Source organism: Nitrospira sp. M1 (assembly GCF_965152605.1).
In genome coordinates, this window is record NZ_OZ224217.1 from 1,946,948 (window position 1) to 1,966,436 (window position 19,489).

Below are 19,489 nucleotides of genomic sequence, written 5' to 3' on the forward strand. Positions count from 1 at the left end.
GTATCTTGACCCCTATAAAGAGCTTCCAGAAAGTACTTGCTCATGCACCGTGAGATATTTTCAAATCACGCTCATGGGCCTACTGGCTTTTAACATTTGGACAATATCCGCTACCCTCCACTTTCTTTCCTCAGACACGCTTCCTTTTTCTGGCAACTGATCTTTTGCTGGTACGGAATTATGCGAACATGCAAGGTGATCATAGAAACGCCATTTTAAATTCTGTTTTTTCAATATATTTCTTGTTAAACTCTTTCAACACCCCCAAGAGAAATATTTTCCATAGAGCCTTGACATACAGAGTAACCCTATAGGTTTACTCTTTAGAGTTCTGTATCAAGGTGCTTTTGCCGAAAAGCATGAATAATGTGCTTGTTTAAGTATGCGTGAGCGTATTTGCGTATTTATGATTCAAGTGCAGGAATATACGAAATGCTAAGCGAGAGACTTGTAGCGTAATGTCGGATCACTCGCTTAAAGAATATTTGTAACATGCTGATATCCCCAAGGAATCAGAGCGAAAATCAGACCCTCCTCCATATTCTATCGTGGCTAGCAGAGCACCAGCCTGAGAGACCGGCCTATGTGTTTCTCAAGGATGGAATGACGGAGAGTCAGAGATGGACCTACTGCGAATTGTACCAACGTACCAGAGCTATTGGTGCAGCACTCAAGGACTGTGCTCACCGTGGGGATCGAGTGCTTCTTCTTTTTCCCCCTGGCTTAGAGTTCGTGAGTGCGTTATTAGGTTGTTTCTATGCCGGTGTTATTGCGATTCCCACGCCTTCCCCTGACCCGCGTTTTCCACTCCTTCATTCAAGACTCCAAGCCATCATCAAAGATTCGCTCGCTTCTCTTGTGCTTACAACTTCGACTCTTTGTGAATCTGAGCAACGTAGAGATCAATCCTCAGATGAAGGGCTAACCATTCCTTGGGTCTCGTTCAGCGATCTTTCGCTTTCAGAATCCGATACCTATCGTGAGTTAAACATTCGTGGAGAGAATCTCGCTTATTTGCAATATACATCTGGCTCCACATCCTTACCCAAAGGCGTGATGATTTCTCATGACAATGTTATTTTCCAATGTGCGGATCTGTGCCTGGCAGGCAAGTGTGATACAGATTCTGTTCTTGTGAATTGGATGCCTCATTTTCATGATTATGGCTTAGTCCAAGGTCTTCTTGTTCCATTATATGTTGGAAGTCCAGCGTACATTATGTCTCCACTTACGTTCTTAAAGCGTCCGATGAATTGGCTGGAAGCCATGTCCCGCTTGGGCGGAACACATAGTGGTGGCCCCAATTTCGCTTACCAACATTGTGTACGAAAAACCACCGAAGATGAACGGACAAATCTCGACCTTGGACGGTGGCAAGTAGCAAGCTGTGGATCCGAAGTCATACATCGGGAAACAATCGAAAGTTTTATTAACACTTTCATGCCGTGCGGTTTTCAAGCAAAGGCTTTTGTTCCAGGATACGGCCTTGCAGAATTTACGCTCATGGCATCGGGAAAGCCTCTAGCTGAATCTCTTCGCTGGGAAGTATTAGATAGAAATGCACTGGAACACCATGAAGTTTTTCCTGCTTCAGAGAATGAGATGTGCTCCACTCAAATTCTCGTTAGCTGTGGAAAAGTAGGACCGAATACCCTCGTTGCTATTGTTAATCCGAATAGTCTGCGGAAATGTGATTCTGACCGAATAGGAGAAATCTGGTTAGCCGGTCCAAGTGTCGCCCAAGGATACTGGAATCACCCCAAGGAAACCCAAGAGACATTTGGCGCTTACCTTGCTGATACAGGAGAAGGCCCTTTCCTCCGGACTGGCGATCTAGGATTCATCAAAGATGGAGAGCTATTTGTCACTGGACGGATCAAGGATCTTATTATTTCTCGTGGGAGGAACTACTACCCACACGATATCGAACGAACCGTAGCCAAACACCATCAGAATTTGGGGAAAGGAAAGGTTGCGGCATTTTCAAGCACTTTTGAAGGTGAAGAGCAATTGATTGTAGTGAAAGAAGTTCCTCGTGCCTTGGAACAGCTTGAGATTGAGACCAGTGCAAGTCTCATTCGACAAACTGTGATGGATCATCATGATATCCAACCATATGCCGTACTTTTTGTGAAGTCTAGAAGTATCCCACTGACATCAAGCGGCAAAATTCAACGATACGCCTGCCGCTTGGCTTACATGGCCGATGGCTTCCCAGTGATCGGGCGCAGCGTCTTGAACCTATCTTCTTCCCCAGACTATGTACGAGATGCTGAGGTTGACTCTCCTGCTATTCGACAAGCTCTCATAGGTGATGAAAGCCAGAAAGCTTTAGAGTGGTATCTTTCTCAACATCTCTCCCAAAGGCTCAACCTTAGTCCTCAAAACGTACTCCCATCAAATACATTAAGTTCTCTGGGGCTAGATTCTCTCATGGCAATTGAACTTCGAAATCAAATTGAATTTGATTATGGAATCGATATGCCTATAAGTGTATTTTTTGAAGCCGTACATGTCTCAGACTTGGCTAAAGTCATGGGAGATATGCTTGCGTGTATTGCCGACGTGCCCGAAACGCGATTATCTGCTTTTCCCCGAAGTAGTTCTCTGCCGGTGTCCTTTGCGCAGGAAGGGTTTTGGGTTCTCAACACATTCAACTCTGAAGACCCATCACATCATATTTGCCTCCAGTTTACATTAACTGGTTCTTTGGACCAGAAAACATTGTACAAGGCATTCAATGTCATCGTTGAGCGACATGAGTCGTTGAGGACAACCTTCCGACTTTCGAATCATCAATTAGTGCAAGTCATTGCACCAAGCCTCACACTTCCTCTTCTGACTCTCAATCTTTGCCATCTTGACAAGGCTCAGCAACATGAAACGTTAACAGAGAAAATCCGTGAAGAAAATTTGCAGCGTTTTGATTTAGAAAATGGCCCACTGTTGAGAATGTCTTTATTGCAAATAGGCAGCACAGAACATGTACTCCTTCTGTCCTTCCACCACATTGTTTCGGATTGGCGCTCCATTGAAATATTTCTTAAGGAATTATCCACAATTTATGGCAGCTTACTAAACGGCGAGCAACCCAGGATTTCCCCTCTGTGTATTCAGTATGCAGACTATGCTCTGTGGCAAAGAGAACGCCTTCAAGGAGAAGAAGGTGAACGACTTCTTGCCTATTGGAAGAAAACTTTGTTGGGTGCCCAGGCTACGATTGACTTCCCTGATCGCTCTCTTGCATTAACGTCGCCGGCAGCACATTGTACAGCAGGAAAGTTTTCTCTTTCTCATGCTCAAGTCAACGCGCTTAAAGATTTGAGTCAACTAGAGGGCGTCACTATTTTTATGACGCTGCTCACGGCATTTTTCGTTTTACTTTTTCGATACAGTCACCAAACCGATCTCGTGATAGGGACTCCAGCAACCAATCGGGTCAAACATGAGCTTGATGACCTTATTGGTGTATTTATTAATCCTCTCGTCCTGCGAATTGATTTGAAGGGAAATCCAACATTTCGAGAATTGTTGCAACGGGTCAAACATGCCACGCTGGACGCCTATGACCATCAGACCTATCCGTTTGAACTGCTTGTTAAGGAATTAAAGCCAATCCGACACGAAAGTCGAAACCCCTTGTTCCAAGTGCTCTTTGATTTTCAATCATCACTCGGTCCTCATCTAGACTTACCTGGAATTATTTCAGAACTAGAGACATATGATCCCCCGGGCACTCAATTTGATCTGACCCTGTCTTTAATTGAGAATCGTCATAAAATAGAAGGAATTTTTGAATACAATTCGAATGCCTTTGACCCAGGGTTTGTCGAACATATGGTCGAATGTTTTCCGAATTTATTGGAAACCGCATGCGCACAGCCTTCCCAATCTATTGGCAGCCTGCCTATTATGCTCAAATCGAAAGAACAACAAGTGCTCAATGTATGGAGTGGCGCTGAGAGCCTCGACTTTCACGAATCCGACGTTTGCATTCATGAACTTTTTGAGTCACAAGTTACCCAAACGCCTGACTGTCCTGCCATCGTCCATCAAGGCGAACATTTAACTTATGGCGAACTGAATGATCGAGCAAATCAACTCGCCCATTTCCTGCGAGAGTTGGGAGTCTGCGCCGACACTCTGGTTGGACTCTGTATGCCTCGAGGATTGGATTTGGTTGTTTCGATCTTAGGAATTTTAAAGGCTGGTGGAGCGTATGTTCCTCTCGATCCGGACTATCCGAAAGACCGCATGCGTTTTATTCTCGAAGATAGTCAGACAAGTGTGTTGCTCGGTCAGTCATCACTTCAATTAGATATTTTTCCACACGTTGATCATGTTGTACGGCTCGATGAGGATTGGGAGCAGATTGCACGATGTCAAAAAGAGAACCTGTTACGGACAACGTCGTCAGAAAATCTCGCCTACATGTTATATACATCAGGATCTACCGGTATGCCCAAAGGGGTGCTGGGAACCCATAAGGGCTTAGTGAATGCATATCAGGCTTGGGAGGAGGCATATCTGCTCCGCACCAAATGCCGGAATCATTTGCAAATCGCGAATCCCGTTTTTGATGTGTTTATTGGAGAATTCGTTCGAGCTTTGTGTTCAGGAGGAAAATTGGTGATATGTTCTGACGTCGTTGCCACTTCATCTCAACTATTTAATTTAATAAACGAGGAAGCAATTGATATCGTAGAAATGGTTCCAGCTAGCATGAGATATTGCGTGCGATATTTGGAAGAGCACCAACAGAAACTTCCTCACCTCAAACTCTGGATTGTCGGGGCTGATCGTTGGAACATGGCAGAACTGTCGCAACTCCGAAAATTGTGTAGTCCGGACACGAGAATTTTGAATTCGTATGGTGTCACCGAGGCAACTGTCGATAGTACGTATTTTGAACATATGGAATATCTATTGGAAGCTCCCTGCGCAGTTCCAATCGGACGACCCATGAAAAATACTCTTGTCTATATTCTCGATGAGCAATTAGCTCCTGTTCCTCCCTATGTTATTGGAGAACTGTATATTGGTGGTGCTGGGGTGGCGAGAGGCTATTGGAACAGGCGAGAACTTACCAGGGAGCGATTCATCTCCAATCCATTTAATTCTGAGTGTGGAGAGCGTTTATATAAAACTGGTGACCAGGCAAGATTTCTAGGGGATGGCACAATAGAATTTCTTGGACGCCAAGATTTTCAGGTGAAAATCAATGGGTTTCGGATAGAGCTGGGAGAAATCGAACATGGATTACGTCAGCATGACAATTTGAAAGAAAGCGTGGTGATTTCCAGAAAGGACAAATTTAAACATGATGTTCTGACAGCCTATGTGGTTGCACAAGACAGTATGCACCAGCCAACTTCGACAAGTCTTCGTGATTTTCTTATGATCCGACTCCCGAGGCATATGATTCCTACAACTTTTGTTTTTCTTGATAGTCTTCCCTTGACTCCTTCTGGAAAGATAGACCGTCATGCCCTTCCGCCACCTGAAGAAATCGTAACCCTTCCGCAAACGAACTATCAGGCTTCCAGAACAGAAAGAGAACGACAACTTGTGAAGATTTGGGAGGATGTCTTGCAAAAGACTCCGATCGGCATTCGGGACGACTTCTTTGATCTTGGTGGATATTCACTCCTGGCAGTCAGTCTATTGCAGCAAATTGAAAAAGTCACAGGACAAACTCTTCCACTTTCCATACTTTTTCAAGCTTCAACCATTGAGAAGCTTGCCGAAACAATTGACAAGAATATTGATCAGACACCGCTGCAATCTCTTGTTCCTATTCAACCCGATGGCCAGCAATCTCCCCTGTTTATTGTTCATGCCATCGGAGGCAACGTATTGACATTTGCGACGTTGCCCAAGCTATTAGGGGATGAGCAGCCGATATACGGTTTGCAATCTATTGGATTAGATGGGAGAGAGAAGCCTTTGCGCAGGATAGAAGAGATGGCTACGCGTTATATTAAGGAAATTCGAATACTTCAGCCTCATGGTCCTTATTTTCTGGCTGGAGGATGTATGGGAGGGATCGTGGCTTTCGAAATGGCCCAACAGTTAACGGCCAAAGGCCAAACCGTTGCCTTTCTTGGTCTTGTGGAAAGTTGGTTGCCTGATCTAATCGAGGACTCTCAACCATTTGATTTTGAGCTGGGTCCACGGATGGCCTATCTCATGCGAGGCATACAAGCGCAATGTGAGATTTTCAAAAATTTATCGCCAAAGGAATGGTTGGCCTTTAGTCGAAAGAAACTGAAAGTCATCGCTCAAATGGCGAGTAATCTGGATGTCTACAAGGGAAATAAAGCTCACCAGCACCGCGACTTCGTGTTTTATGCGAATCAGCAAGCCTTATCAACGTACATTCCTAGGTCCTATTCTGGAAAAGTTACTTATTTTCTCGCATCAAAACGTCCTATCCCAATCAAAAAGGATCCTCGATTAAAATGGAATAACTATGCTCGCGGGGGATTCAAGTTGCTTCGAGTCCCGGCCTCCAATGCCGGGCAAATGTTTAAGTTTCCCTATGTTGAAGTACTTGGAAAACAGATTAAGCAAGAGTTAGACAATGCTCGTCGAAACGTGTCCAAAAAAGGCCAGCACAAAACATAGGAGAAGGATATGATTCCTTCTAAAAACGGCGCATTGGTAAGGAATATGATTAAGGTCTGTAGGATAATGAAGCATGGATTCAACCTTCACGTAATAACTTCTATTTCGCCTTAAATTAATTTGTGGCGCGATTCACTACCATCAAGTCAGATCTCCTCGCATTTTGGATAAATCTTACCAGAGCGATGGGTTTTGTCTGGCAGGCCAGTCCAGGGTGGACGCTTGCCAGTCTAGGGCTTCAAACTCTCTTAGGACTAATTCCCCTTATCACCTTGTACCTTTTGAAACAGATTGTCGATACGATAACACAAGTCTATGAAGAGCACGGCAATACGACAACATTTGATGATGTATTGTTCTTTATCATTTTGGCGGGCGTCGTGGCCTTTGTCAGTGCGGCCATTTCTGCTATTGCGGTCGTTGTCAAAGACACGCAGGAAAACATTGTCACAGATTTTATGTCGAAGATCATTCACGATAAGGCTATTGAAGTTGATCTGGAGTACTATGAAAATTCTACCTATTACGACAAATTGCATCGAATGCAAAAAGAGGCACCATTTCTTCCCTCAAGAATTCTTCAATCGTTACTGCAAAGTATTCAATTTTTTACGTCATTGGTCGTTGTTGCTGGATGGCTTATTTGGTTTCACTGGATCATCGTTCCTATCCTGTGTCTCACCGCTCTTCCAAAGGTTTTTGTCCGCTTACGACACGCAGATCACGAACATGCGTTAGAAGTCCGCCATACCCCCCTCGAACGACAGGCTTCATACCTCTCTGAGTTGCTAACCAATGATTCTTACGCAAAAGACATCAGGCTCTTCTCCATTGGAACGGTATTCAGTGAACGATTTCAGCGCATTCGCAAGCAACTTCGCACAGAAGAACTGACTTTTGACAGAAAATGGTTACGGATCAATCTTTTAAGTGAAGTTCTGCCAACCATTGGGGTGTTTGGAATGCTATGTTTTGTCGCGTATCGAACCAGCCTTGGATGGCTAACGCTCGGAGATCTCGTTGTGGCTTTCCAGGCCATACAACGCGGGCATGGGTTTTTACAAGGCTTTCTCACCTGCATAACCAATCTTTACGGTAACAACCTATTCGTTCAAAATATGTATGAGTTCTTGTCCATCGAATCTCGTCTGGTTCGTCCTCGTGTACCCAAACAAATCCCTCGTCCTTTGGAAATGGGAATAGGTTTTCACCGTGTCAGTTTTCGTTATCCTGGCGGAAAGCAGAATATTTTGGATAATGTGTCTCTTGAAATCCGTCCTGGTGAACATGTAGCCCTCGTCGGTGAGAATGGTGCCGGGAAAACCTCGTTAGTCAAACTGCTTTGCCGATTATATGATCCGACCCAGGGAAGCATTACATTAGACGGTATTGACCTCAGAGAATTCTCCCTCAAAGACCTTCGTCGAGACGTGAGCGTCATGTTTCAAGATTACGTCCGGTATCAATTATCCGCAAGAGAAAATATCTGGTTAGCAGACACGACCGTACCGCTGGAATCAGAAAGGATTGAGGCGGCTATTCAGCAAGCTGGCGCACAGGAAATTTTGAAAAAACTCGGGGCTGGATATGACACGATATTAGGCAAGCGATTTGAGGGCGGAGAGGAACTGAGTATTGGTGAATGGCAAAAGATCGCCCTTGCTCGTGCCTTCTTTCGCGATTCCCAAATGCTCGTCTTGGATGAACCAACAAGCGCAATGGATGCTCAAGCAGAATATGAGTTATTTCAGCGATTTCATGCATTGACTAAGGGACGAACTGCCATCCTCATCAGCCATCGGCTATCTTCTGTGAAAATGGTCGACCGGATCTATGTCCTCGAGCATGGGACAGTCATAGAAAGTGGCACACACGAAGACCTCATCGCATGGAACGGTCGATATACTGAACTTTTTAATATGCAGGCACAAAAATATAAGTAATTCGAGTCTGCTCACTTATAGGCTGGAATTGGTACTGCAGGCCATTGCACAATCGTGATACGATCTTAGATATCGAATCACAATTCATGAGCATAGATGTATGTAAACGCAAGCATGAAGAGATTGTCGGCATGGTTATTATGCCGATGGTCCAAGCCGTCGCAGGTGTCATCCCCCTCCCTACTGCGCTACCTCAAGAAAGTTCGTGAACTGTGTACAAAATTTCATGTACTTCAGGCAGCAGGCTCTATAGCATAGACGTATAAGCGCGCCTCTGAGTCGCTTACCACATAAACGGTGTGGCCATCCAGGGAAATGGCGACTCCTTCAGCTTTCTTAATTCTTTGATAGATCCCAATCCCCTTTTCCTTGCCGGCTCGATATCCGAGCGGGATTCGTTGCGTGACCATGTGTTGATGATAGTCGTAGACAAAAAGATGTTGACCCTTATCACTCACCATCCATAGCACATCACGACTCGAATCATAGGCAATTCCTGATACGTCCAGTTTGTTTTGAGAAAGTTCTGAAACCTCAAACCCACGTTGCTGATCGAGAATCCAATGCTTGAGAATTGCGTGTAAGTCGTCACGAAGTTCAATGAGCATTGGTGGGCTCCCTTCTTTCACCACAAAGAACGTGCCTTGCGTGGCATTCCAGGTAACACCCTCCAATCCTTTATTGCTTCCACTTTTCTCAAAAAATGGTTGAATACAGTCGAAGCCAGTCATCGCAGACAGTGGAACCGTCTCTGCTTCTTCAAAGGTCTCGGCTTCAAGCCGAATCACGCTATTCGTGCCTTCCTGCACTATGACCGCCCTACCCGAACTATCAACCGTCAAACCCTCTAATTCTTTAGTTTTAGAGGAAAGGGAATGGATTTCGGTAACTTTAAACGTCGAAAGGGTGTTGTCTTGACGTTTTTCTTTCAATACATACACGGCAGCCGTATCATCACTGACAATCCACAAACGAGGTTTGCCTTTTGATGAACGTCCCCACGCAAGACCTGAGGGTTCTTCAGGCCCAAGGTCCTTTAATTCCACATAGCCAAGAAAGGTCAATGACACGTCATCTTGATCATGAGCCCAAGCCGGTCCAACCACCATGTGCCCGAACCCGCCACACAAGAGTAGCAGTCCTGTCAGATAGGACCATAGAATAGCTTGTCTCATAAATCGTTTCCTCTTTGTTGCTGCCTGTGAATCCTGTCCTCTCTCTTACCGGATTCGGCAAAATGAGTTAGTAGGAGCAAATCACTTTTTGAAGATAGAAGGTCTTCCTCCAGTCTGCATGATCGTGAACTTAGACGCAGCATAGTGGAGGGAGTCAACGCCCTCACATTTTCGACGACTTTTCTCATGAAGTATCTCCTGATAATCTTTTGCCCGTCATTGTGGATCTGGCTTTGCTGAAAATAGTATCTACTCAGCAATTTCAACATTGATTTCAAGGTCTGAAATTATCCAGTAATGACTACTGAGAAAGACGGCCAACGGTTCCAGGTTGGGATGGTGATCGTCGTGAAAAACCGAATAGTATTTGTGTTCCTGTGCTTGTTGTGAATCCAGCTTCACGAAGTCCCCTTTGCCAAGGTTCACTTTTGCGGAAAACGAAATGGAACCCTCATTGAGTCCACGACCCAACATGGACATCGATAAAAAATCACATTGCGTATTCAGCGAGATGGCTCAAAGTGCGTTGTGATATTCAAAATCAAATGGCTTGCCTCCATGTCCTTGAATAAAGGCAATAAGGCTCTGGCGATTGTTTGCTTGGGATTTCGCGAGAAGGCTTACGATATTGACGCCATACAAGGAGGCCGCAATGCGCTCTTCCAACTTCGCTGTTTTCTCTCTGCGAATTTTCACATCGGTAGCTGGAAGGACTAAACGTTTACGCAAGGCATTTCTGATGCTTGTTCCGTTTGCGTAGATATCTGCTTTACGCGCTTTCACATTCCTTGAAAGCTCACTGAAGTCCAAGTCAAGATTGTCTTCCAAGACAATCTTCTGACCCTGCATAGCCTCACGAATGTACAAGGCCAAGTCGTAAGGAGAAATTTCTTTTCGAACCGTTTGCACACCCCAACCCCAGCCAAGTGCAACAGCACTATAGCGAATCCAAATATGTTCCAATAAGGAGAATACCACTATAGCGAATCCTCATACATTTCAGTTGAGCCACTCTGAGTTTCCCTGCGGAATGAAGGGCTTCAAGGTATTGAAGTGCATAGAATCGGCTATAACTCCGCGCGGTACCATGTTTCAACGAATGGAAGGTTATCCCCGCTTGAATGTCCTGACAATGCTTGACGTGTTCTCTCACGTATTGGATATCACTCGTGTACGAGATGGCGTGTTATCGTTTCGGAATAACTGAAACGGCTATAGCCATACAAATAACAAGTAGAGTCGATGCGTACTTCATTGTCGAACGTTGGAAAGGCTCTTGCTCGCTCATGCAACAGACCTGAGACTTGCAATATACAGACGTGTAACACGTACTATAGCAGTATTTTATGAAACCGGTGATTTGTTGGTTTGGTGAGATCGTAAGGGATAGGGCAACTCCTTGGCGGCTTTCTTCTTTTCCGGTTTTCTGACGAGATCGGGTCTGGCCTTGAGTATCCAGGTAATGGCTTGCTCGTTATAGCTTCTGAGCTGACTATGGATGACCCACCGGATGTCGTTGACGGAATCCACATAGTGGTCAAAATCTTCTTGGGTCATGACGTCCGGTGTAAGTTCCAAGAACGTGCGGAGCAGATTACTTTCACAGCCTGAGACTTGTTCCTGAAAAGATGGAAAGACAAAGTATCTAGCCAAATCCTGCCTATGACATAAGACGCGGGCGAGTTGATTGTAGTTTCTTTCCTTTTCCTCCTTGCCGTGTACCCCGATAATTTCCTCGCCATAGAGATAGACCTTTTCAAAGGTAATGACGTACGGCGCTTTTCGAAGAAGAGTTTCAAATAACTTGGTACTCGCGTGTAGCAGTTGTTCGTCAAACGCCAGAGCGACGGTATGTCTTGCCATTTCGGGACATGTATTGAGCATGTCAAGCATCCGGTCAAAACAGGCCTCCTGAATTTTTCTATCAAGGTAATCGATGATCGACTCAATTGTTTGAATATCTTCTCTTGTAATAAGCGCGCAATCCCGTTGAATAATGTCTTTCGCTTTTCTGACTCGACTTCGAACGAGTTCAATCTTTGACCCGCCGTTAATCATATTTGCATTGTCATAGTCAGCCCGCTTTTCTTCATTGCTGAGTACGGCATAGGCCTCATTGATGATGAACATTCTCTCTTTGGCCGCTTGCCGTTCCCATTGTGGCACGAGGTCTTCATGATTTTCCTTGACGAATTTCCGCCACGCATTCTGGATTTCCTTTATGAGGGCATCTTCCGGAACGTCGAGGATTTGGTAGTAATTTTTTCCGTTAATCATATCTGGACAACTGGACGCTGATCATTTCTTGAGAGTTTTTGCAAACGAATTGATAGCTCGAAACCATCACATGTCTAGCTGGCATACGACGAGGGAAATTTTTATTCTCGATTGAGTCGAACCGTGACTTTCTGTCCTTTCAGACGGGTTCGTCCAAAAGCCTTCATGATTCCCTTCGCGAATTCTTCCGGCACTTGGACCTGCGAGGCTTGCTCTGTAATTTTGATAGGACCAATCACATTGGAATTCAGTTTGGCTTCGTTTGCAATGGCCCCCACGAGATCTCCTGGACGAATACCCGCCGTCCGGCCAGCGCTAAATTGCAATGTGACCATGCCGGTGGTTCGCACCGTACGATCGCGTTTGCCTCGTGGCGCCGTCCCTCGTCGTGGCTGTTCGCTGCGTGGTCGATCCGGGGTCGTTCGTCTGGCACGTCTGGATCGTTGAGGACCTTCTTGAGTATGATCGGTCATGGAAGGAATGTCTTCGTCCTTGTCTTCGCCATTGTGTGCCTGGGCGACTAATTGGATGGCAGCCGCAGCCACATCCGCGGGGTCAAAGGTTTCCATGAGTGTGGCGACGACGTGTTTGAATCGAGTAAAACGTTTGGCTTGGAGCGTTTCCTGAATCGAAGTCTCAATGCGTTCCAGTCGTTTGGCTTGGAGGTCAGCCACGGTTGGGAGCGTGGCCATGTCGACTGTAGATTTTGTGCGCCGTTCAATGTTCTGCAGTAACCAGCGTTCGCGTGGCTCAACAAGCGTGATGGCGGCGCCGGCTCGGCCGGCACGCCCTGTCCGTCCAATGCGATGGACATAGGCTTCAGGCGACGAGGGCACATCGTAATTCATGACATGCGACACGTGCGAGATATCTAACCCCCGTGCCGCAACATCCGTGGCGATCAGGAGTTCGGTTTTTCCTAAGCGGAACGAATTCATCACACGATCGCGTTGAACCTGACTCATGCCACCATGAAGCCCTTCGGCTCGATACCCACGACTGTTCAATTTGGAGGTTAACTCATCAACTTCCAGTCGAGTTCGGCAAAATACTAGAGTTGATTTGGGGTTGACCATCTCTAAGATACGGACAAGCGCTGCAATCTTGTGTTGTCGCGAAACAAGATAACCAATCTGATGTACACGGGGAACCGCTCCGGCTTTGACCTCTTCCTTTTCAATCTGAATTTCAACGGGATCTTGTAAATGTCGGCGGGCAATGGATGCAATGCGGGCAGGCATCGTAGCCGAAAACAATGCTGTTTGCCTTTCCTTGGGAGTCTGTTGAAGGATGGCATCCAAATCTTCGGCAAATCCCATATTAAGCATTTCATCGGCTTCATCCAACACAACGATGTTCAGATCTTTGAGCTGAAGGGTCTTGCGGCGGATATGATCTAAAGCCCGACCTGGCGTTGCCACGACAACATCGACCCCACGTTTGAGTGCGACGAGTTGCGGACGAATCGCTTGTCCACCGTAAACCGCCAGGATACTAACTTGCTGCTCCTTTCCATACCGCTGGACTGCTTCGCAAACTTGTATCGCCAATTCTCGTGTCGGCACGAGAATAAGTGCAAATGGATGCTGCTGCCGTTCCGCATGAGCTAAACGCTGAAGGAGCGGTAATGTAAATGCCGCGGTTTTCCCCGTTCCTGTTGCGGCGCGACCTAAAAGATCTCGGCCCGCCAAGAGTGGTGGAACGGCTTCTTGTTGGATGGGGGTGGGTTCTTCGTACCCTAAGGTCTCCAGCGTGGTCAGGAGTGCGGCTTCAAGGCCGAGTGCGGCGAAACTGGGAGAAAAGCCCTTCATGGTTGGAGTCGTGGGAGGCTGGGTTGTGCGACGTGTTTTCATAGACTATTTCTGTACCCTTAAGATCCCCTCAGTTTAACTCGTGCTCCCACTGAATCGACGGAGAGATGAGAGGTATATGAGTTGAACGTTAAAATATAAAAGAAAAAATACACACCAAAACGAAGCACGAGAAAAAAACATAATAGCGCGGGCGTTGCGTCGCTATCGTACCTCAATCCGTTGGCCGATGGTTCCCTGGCAGCTCTTGGCGGCATGACCTTGCTTGAGAAAGACTTCGAGTTGCCCATTGCTGTTGATGAGCGCCTCTGGCATGCCTAAGGCCCCTTCTGCATAATGCGTTTTCATGCCTTTTATCGTGACATCCTCTAATTGGATGGTTTGAATGTCCTGTTTCGTCACAGAACGAAACGTCTCAAGGTCTGTTGGAGTAATATTTGAAATCAAATTGCCAAAGTGATCGATATACACAATCTTTCCCACGAGTTTCCCATTCTCCATCTTAGCCTCAGACTCGGGAAGTGTGACGTAATCGTGGATAAGCGGTCCGTATGATCCGGGCATTTGTCCTTTTGTCAGCCAGGCGGCGGCGGGGGAAAATAGATCACGTCCATCAAACGTTGCGCCTTCCGAATCCAACCGATATTGTTTATTTTCAATGGCGCGAACTTCAACAGAGCGTTCTTCTTCAAAAATATAACTCAAGACTCCATTATCTGGTGCGAGAAAGAAGTATCGTGAGGTGGACACCAGAATGGCTCGACGGTCACTGCCGACGCCTGGGTCTACTACGACAACGTGAATGGTTCCATCGGGAAAATAGTGATAACACGACTTGAGGTGAAAGGCGGCTTCTTCCACGCCCTGTGGTGTGATGTCATGACTCAGGTCAACGATTCGTACTTGCGAGTTGATGCCATACAGCACGCCTTTCATGCTTGGCACGAAATAGTCGCGATGGCCAAAATCCGTTAAGAGAGTGATGAGTGATGTTGCGGATGCCATGTTAGATCTCCTCAAACCAAATTTTTTGAATTTCGTATTCTATTGTCCCGGCGGGGCGCTTAATTTCAACGATATCGCCGACTCGGTGCCCGATTAATCCACGACCAATGGGTGATTGTACGGAGATGCTTCCCGTTTTAAGGTCGGCTTCTTCGAGGCCGACGAGACGATATTGCTTTTCTTCTTGTGATTCAATATCGACAAGTTGGACCGTTGCCCCAAAGACGACGGTCTCACTCGGCCCCGGTGTAACTTCGATGACCTCGGCTTCACTTAATTTATATTCAAGTTCGGCGATTCGAGTGGCAATAAACTGCTGCTCCTCTTTCGCCGCTTTATATTCTGCATTTTCGCGAAGATCTCCATGTTCCCGTGCCTCGGCAATGGCTTGGATGTTTTTGGGACGATCTTCTTTTCGAATGCGGTGTAATTCGTCCTTTAATGCGTCATATCCTCTTTGAGTCATAGGAATTTTCATAAATGGGTACCCTTTAATGCGGCTTGATATTCTTGGAGTGGACGAACTCTGAGTTTGCCTTTTCGCATGGCTTCAATGCCTAAGACTGCTGCCTTGGCTGCAGGAATTGTCGTGAAATAGGGAATCCCCTGATACAACGCCTCTCTTCGAATGGGCGCTGAATCATCCTGTGATGCGGCACTGCCCACGGTATTCACCACCACACAAATTTGACCGTTCTTGATGACATCAACAATATGAGGCCGACCTTCTTTAATCTTATTGAGGGACTCCACTGCAATATGATGCTCTCGTAAAAACGTCGCCGTTCCGTTTGTGGCTTGAAGCGTAAAGCCCAGCTGACATAATCGTTGTGCAATATCTAAGGTTCCGGCCTTGTCCCCGTCTTTGACACTTAAGAGAACAATCCCCGATTTTGGAAGGGCATTGCCTGCTGCGGCTTGAGATTTGGCAAAGGCCCAGCCAAAGTCACCATCGATTCCCATAACTTCCCCTGTCGAACGCATTTCAGGGCCAAGCAACACATCCATCGCACCCAGTTTTGTGAAAGGAAACACGGCTTCCTTGACGGACATATGTGTCAGAGTTGGAGTCTCGGTAAACCCTAATTCTGGCAATGTTTTTCCAAGCATCACCTTGGTCGCTAATTTTGCGAGCGGGGCACCAATCGTCTTGCTCACAAATGGTACGGTGCGAGATGCACGAGGATTGACTTCTAACACAAACACCTGATCATCCTGAACGGCAAATTGAATATTCATCAGCCCCACAACATTTAACGACTTGGCCAGCGCGATGGTCTGAACTTTGATCTCATCAATAATGTTTGAGCGTAAAGAATAGGGTGGCAAGGAGCAGGCGGAATCTCCAGAGTGGATCCCCGCCATTTCTACATGTTCCATGATTCCAGCGACCACAACATCTTGACCATCAGAAATGGCATCGACATCAACTTCTATGGCACCATCAAGGTAATGATCAATCAACAAGGGATGTGAGGAAAGATTGTGAGCATGTCGATGGAGATAGCGTGCAAGGGCATCCGCATCGTACAGGATCTGCATCGCACGACCGCCTAAGACATAGGACGGACGCGCCATGACAGGATACTGAATAGTTTCGGCAATGTGATGCGCTTCGTCATGGCTCTGGGCCATCCCACTTTGGGGTTGTCGCAACTTCAACTCATCAATCAACGCCCCGAATCGTTTTCGATCTTCTGCGCGATCAATGGCATCCGGGCTGGTCCCCAAAATTGGCGCACCGATGCTCGCTAACCCCCACGACAACTTGAGTGGCGTTTGTCCGCCAAATTGCACGATTGTGCCAAAGGGTTTTTCCACATCAAGAATGTGTGTGACATCTTCCATCGTTAAGGGTTCGAAGTACAGGCGATCTGAAATGTCGTAATCCGTGCTCACCGTCTCGGGGTTACAGTTGACCATGATCGTTTCAATGCCTTCTTCTTGAAGAGCCATGGCTGAATGTACGCAGCAATAATCAAACTCAATGCCTTGACCGATTCTGTTTGGTCCCCCGCCTAAAATAATGACTTTCTTTTTCTTTGTCGTACGTGCTTCACATGCGCTTCCATAACTTGAATAGAGATATGGAGTGTGGGCTTCAAATTCTGCCGCACAGGTGTCGACGCGTTTATAGGTGACATGGAGGGACGAGCGAGATTGGTGAGCCAACGCGTGAATGGATTCCAGAGGTTGTTTCAGCAATTGTGTAAGACGCTCATCGGAAAATCCAAGTTGCTTGGCCTGTTTATATAGTTCGGACGTCATCGAAGAGCGTGCTTGGACTACGGTATATTCAAACCGCACGAGTTGACGAATTTCTTCAAGAAACCACGGATCAATATGCGTGATCGAATAGAGTTCATCAATTGACAGACCAACACGAAAGCCATCGGCTACCTGCCACATGCGATCGGCGGTTGGTGTTTGTAACGCCGCACGAATTTCCGCGATCACTTCTTGATCGGTCTGCGCCGATTGATCCGTTTGATACAAGCCATCCAACCCATACAATGAACAGAGCCCGAATCGATCTATTTCTAACGACCGAATGGCTTTCTGTAACGCTTCTTTAAATGTCGCACCAAGAGCCATGGCTTCACCGACTGATTTCATGTGTGTGGTGAGTGTAGGGTCGCTCCCTTCAAACTTTTCAAAGGTAAATCGAGGGATTTTCACCACGACATAATCAATCGTTGGTTCAAATGAAGCCTTCGTGACTTTGGTAATGTCATTCGTAATTTCATCAAGGGTGTAGCCCACCGCAAGTTTTGCGGCAATTTTCGCAATGGGAAAACCTGTCGCCTTTGATGCAAGTGCGGAACTGCGTGAGACTCGGGGATTCATCTCAATAACAATTTGATCTCCGGTTTTCGGATGAACGGCGAACTGAATATTCGAGCCACCCGTGTCCACCCCAATTTCCCGAATAATACGAATGGCGGCATTGCGCATACGTTGATATTCTTTGTCCGTCAATGTCATCGCCGGAGCGACGGTTATGCTGTCTCCCGTATGCACACCCATGGCATCAAAGTTTTCAATCGGACAGACGATCACGACATTGTCGTTCAAATCGCGCATGACCTCTAATTCATATTCTTTCCACCCAATCAGCGATTGTTCGATGAGGGCTTGTTTTACCGGGCTCGTCACAAGCGCCCATTCAACAAATTGCTCATATTCTTCACGATTATAGGCAATATTCCCGCCAGCGCCCCCAAGCGTAAAGGAGGGACGGACAATGGCCGGGAATCCGATTGTTTCAATGAGTTGAATGGCTTCTTGGCGAGAACGAATGGATCCGCTCAGCGGAACTTTAAGTCCAAGACCTTGAATGATGTCTTTGAATTGCTCTCGATCCTCAGCTTTCTGAATCGCCGCATACGACGCGCCGATGGTGTGGACCCCGTATTTTTCTAAGATGCCTTTTTGAAATAATTCGACGGTGAGATTGAGAGCCGTCTGTCCACCCATGGTCGGGAGCAAGGCATCCGGACGATCTCGTTCTAAAATACGTTCAACGACTTCACAGGTAATCGGCTCCACATAGGTTCTGTCTGCAAGGTCAGGGTCGGTCATAATGGTGGCCGGATTACTATTGATTAAAATAACTTCGAAGCCTTCCTCTTTTAACGCCTTGCAGGCTTGTGTGCCGGAGTAGTCAAATTCGCAACCCTGGCCAATCACAATCGGGCCTGAGCCAATGAGCAGAATTCGGTGAAGATCAGTTCGTCGTGGCATAATTGTTAGAGTCGTGAGTCTTGACGATTCTCGGATTGAGAATCCGCCGAATCGTCTAATTGAGCGTCAGGGTGATAAAATTCGAGTGCCTTGGGTAGCCAGGCTTCGATCTGGTTAATTCGCGTCACATCCGATGGATGGGTCGAGAGGAATTCTGGGACCGCGGCATTTGATCGAAAACAAAAGCGCCCGATCATTTTACGCGGACACCCGCTCATGCGTTCCCAAAATGGCACGGCTTCACGTGGATTATAGCCAGCTTTGGCCATCAACTGTAGGCCGATATAATCCGCTTCTGATTCTTGCTTACGCGAGTTCGGCAATGCAACCCCCACTCCGTAGGCACTCATGGCGCCAATGGCGAGGCCTGGATCGACGCCCCCCACGGCAGCCCCCGCGAGTGTGCCGATTTGTGCAATTTGCTCGAGAATGCCGCTACTATACCGTTCCGCCCCGTGACGCTGTAAGGCATGCGCGACTTCATGAGCCATGACGGTCGCCAGTCCGGCCTCTGTCTTGGTGTAGGGAAGCAGTCCGGTGAAGATGGCAACCTTCCCGCCTGGCAATGCAAACGCATTGATTTGTTCGTCATCCTGAATCACAGCAAACTCCCAGTGATACGACGGTTTGTTTGCCGCCGCCGCAATGCGGCGTCCAACACGATTGACCATTAACGTGATCTTAGGATCTGTGCTTAATGGAGCATTGGCCAACACTTCTCGGAAGGCCGATAAGCCCAGAGAAATTTCTTTTTCTTCGGAAATGTAAATGAACTGGTCTCTGGCAGTTCCAGGAGCCTTTTGACAACTTTCAAGAACAAGCATGGTGAGAATACCAACAATGGCTCCAACACATATGAAGAGTTTTCTATTCATGCCACGCTCATGCATCAGATGCGTCAAAGGTT

Annotated in this window: 12 protein-coding genes; 3 read left to right on the forward strand and 9 right to left on the reverse strand. The window is 46.7% G+C overall.

Features of this window, described 5'->3' with window-relative positions; genetic code table 11:
- Positions 1 to 492: 492 nt before the first annotated feature.
- The 3 genes from ACWHX8_RS08885 (at position 493) to ACWHX8_RS08895 (ending at position 8,779) form a co-directional block, all read left to right on the forward strand.
- Positions 493 to 6,627: an amino acid adenylation domain-containing protein gene (locus tag ACWHX8_RS08885; protein WP_447971595.1), complete on the forward strand. Its 6,135-nt coding sequence runs from the start codon at positions 493 to 495 to the stop codon at positions 6,625 to 6,627.
- A 122-nt stretch (positions 6,628 to 6,749) separates the two neighbouring features.
- Positions 6,750 to 8,570 (forward strand): ABC transporter ATP-binding protein, encoded by a 1,821-nt coding sequence (locus ACWHX8_RS08890; RefSeq protein ID WP_447971596.1) that lies wholly within the window; start codon positions 6,750 to 6,752, stop codon positions 8,568 to 8,570.
- A gap of 86 nt (positions 8,571 to 8,656) precedes the next feature.
- On the forward strand, positions 8,657 to 8,779 hold the full coding sequence (locus ACWHX8_RS08895) for a hypothetical protein (protein WP_447971597.1): 123 nt from the start codon (positions 8,657 to 8,659) through the stop codon (positions 8,777 to 8,779).
- Between the two features lie 24 nt (positions 8,780 to 8,803).
- Here ACWHX8_RS08895 and ACWHX8_RS08900 read toward each other — a convergent pair whose 3' ends face one another.
- The 9 genes from ACWHX8_RS08900 to ACWHX8_RS08940 form a co-directional block, all read right to left on the reverse strand.
- Positions 8,804 to 9,745 (reverse strand): SdiA-regulated domain-containing protein, encoded by a 942-nt coding sequence (locus ACWHX8_RS08900; protein ID WP_447971598.1) that lies wholly within the window; start codon positions 9,743 to 9,745, stop codon positions 8,804 to 8,806.
- Positions 9,746 to 9,994: 249 nt separating this feature from the next.
- A complete protein-coding gene (locus tag ACWHX8_RS08905) occupies positions 9,995 to 10,147 on the reverse strand; it encodes a hypothetical protein (protein ID WP_447971599.1) in 153 nt (50 codons plus the stop codon).
- Between the two features lie 114 nt (positions 10,148 to 10,261).
- Entirely contained in the window at positions 10,262 to 10,723 is a 462-nt protein-coding gene (locus ACWHX8_RS08910) for a hypothetical protein (protein ID WP_447971600.1), read from the reverse strand.
- A gap of 366 nt (positions 10,724 to 11,089) precedes the next feature.
- Positions 11,090 to 12,022: a J domain-containing protein gene (locus ACWHX8_RS08915; RefSeq protein WP_447971601.1), complete on the reverse strand. Its 933-nt coding sequence runs from the start codon at positions 12,020 to 12,022 to the stop codon at positions 11,090 to 11,092.
- Between the two features lie 101 nt (positions 12,023 to 12,123).
- Positions 12,124 to 13,875: a DEAD/DEAH box helicase gene (locus ACWHX8_RS08920; RefSeq protein ID WP_447971602.1), complete on the reverse strand. Its 1,752-nt coding sequence runs from the start codon at positions 13,873 to 13,875 to the stop codon at positions 12,124 to 12,126.
- 162 nt (positions 13,876 to 14,037) lie between these two features.
- A complete protein-coding gene (locus ACWHX8_RS08925) occupies positions 14,038 to 14,838 on the reverse strand; it encodes an SAM hydrolase/SAM-dependent halogenase family protein (protein ID WP_447971603.1) in 801 nt (266 codons plus the stop codon).
- Between the two features lies 1 nt (position 14,839).
- On the reverse strand, positions 14,840 to 15,316 hold the full coding sequence (greA, locus tag ACWHX8_RS08930) for a transcription elongation factor GreA (RefSeq protein WP_447971604.1): 477 nt from the start codon (positions 15,314 to 15,316) through the stop codon (positions 14,840 to 14,842).
- The gene (gene carB / locus ACWHX8_RS08935; protein ID WP_447971605.1) at positions 15,313 to 18,582 is read right to left on the reverse strand and encodes a carbamoyl-phosphate synthase large subunit; all 3,270 of its coding nucleotides are present in this window, start codon (positions 18,580 to 18,582) and stop codon (positions 15,313 to 15,315) included. The genes greA and carB overlap by 4 nt, the downstream gene beginning before the upstream one ends.
- A 5-nt stretch (positions 18,583 to 18,587) precedes the next feature.
- The gene (locus ACWHX8_RS08940) at positions 18,588 to 19,457 is read right to left on the reverse strand and encodes a M48 family metallopeptidase (protein ID WP_447971606.1); all 870 of its coding nucleotides are present in this window, start codon (positions 19,455 to 19,457) and stop codon (positions 18,588 to 18,590) included.
- Positions 19,458 to 19,489: the final 32 nt, after the last annotated feature.

Bases quoted from the DNA above. Each gene is read 5' to 3' on its own strand.
- ACWHX8_RS08940 (WP_447971606.1), bottom strand. From the start codon at position 19,457: ATGAATAGAAAACTCTTCATATGTGTTGGAGCCATTGTTGGTATTCTC.
- ACWHX8_RS08895 (WP_447971597.1), top strand. From the start codon at position 8,657: ATGAGCATAGATGTATGTAAACGCAAGCATGAAGAGATTGTCGGCATG.
- ACWHX8_RS08915 (WP_447971601.1), bottom strand. From the start codon at position 12,022: ATGATTAACGGAAAAAATTACTACCAAATCCTCGACGTTCCGGAAGAT.
- ACWHX8_RS08900 (WP_447971598.1), bottom strand. From the start codon at position 9,745: ATGAGACAAGCTATTCTATGGTCCTATCTGACAGGACTGCTACTCTTG.
- carB (WP_447971605.1), bottom strand. From the start codon at position 18,582: ATGCCACGACGAACTGATCTTCACCGAATTCTGCTCATTGGCTCAGGC.
- greA (WP_447971604.1), bottom strand. From the start codon at position 15,316: ATGAAAATTCCTATGACTCAAAGAGGATATGACGCATTAAAGGACGAA.
- ACWHX8_RS08885 (WP_447971595.1), top strand. From the start codon at position 493: ATGCTGATATCCCCAAGGAATCAGAGCGAAAATCAGACCCTCCTCCAT.
- ACWHX8_RS08920 (WP_447971602.1), bottom strand. From the start codon at position 13,875: ATGAAAACACGTCGCACAACCCAGCCTCCCACGACTCCAACCATGAAG.
- ACWHX8_RS08925 (WP_447971603.1), bottom strand. From the start codon at position 14,838: ATGGCATCCGCAACATCACTCATCACTCTCTTAACGGATTTTGGCCAT.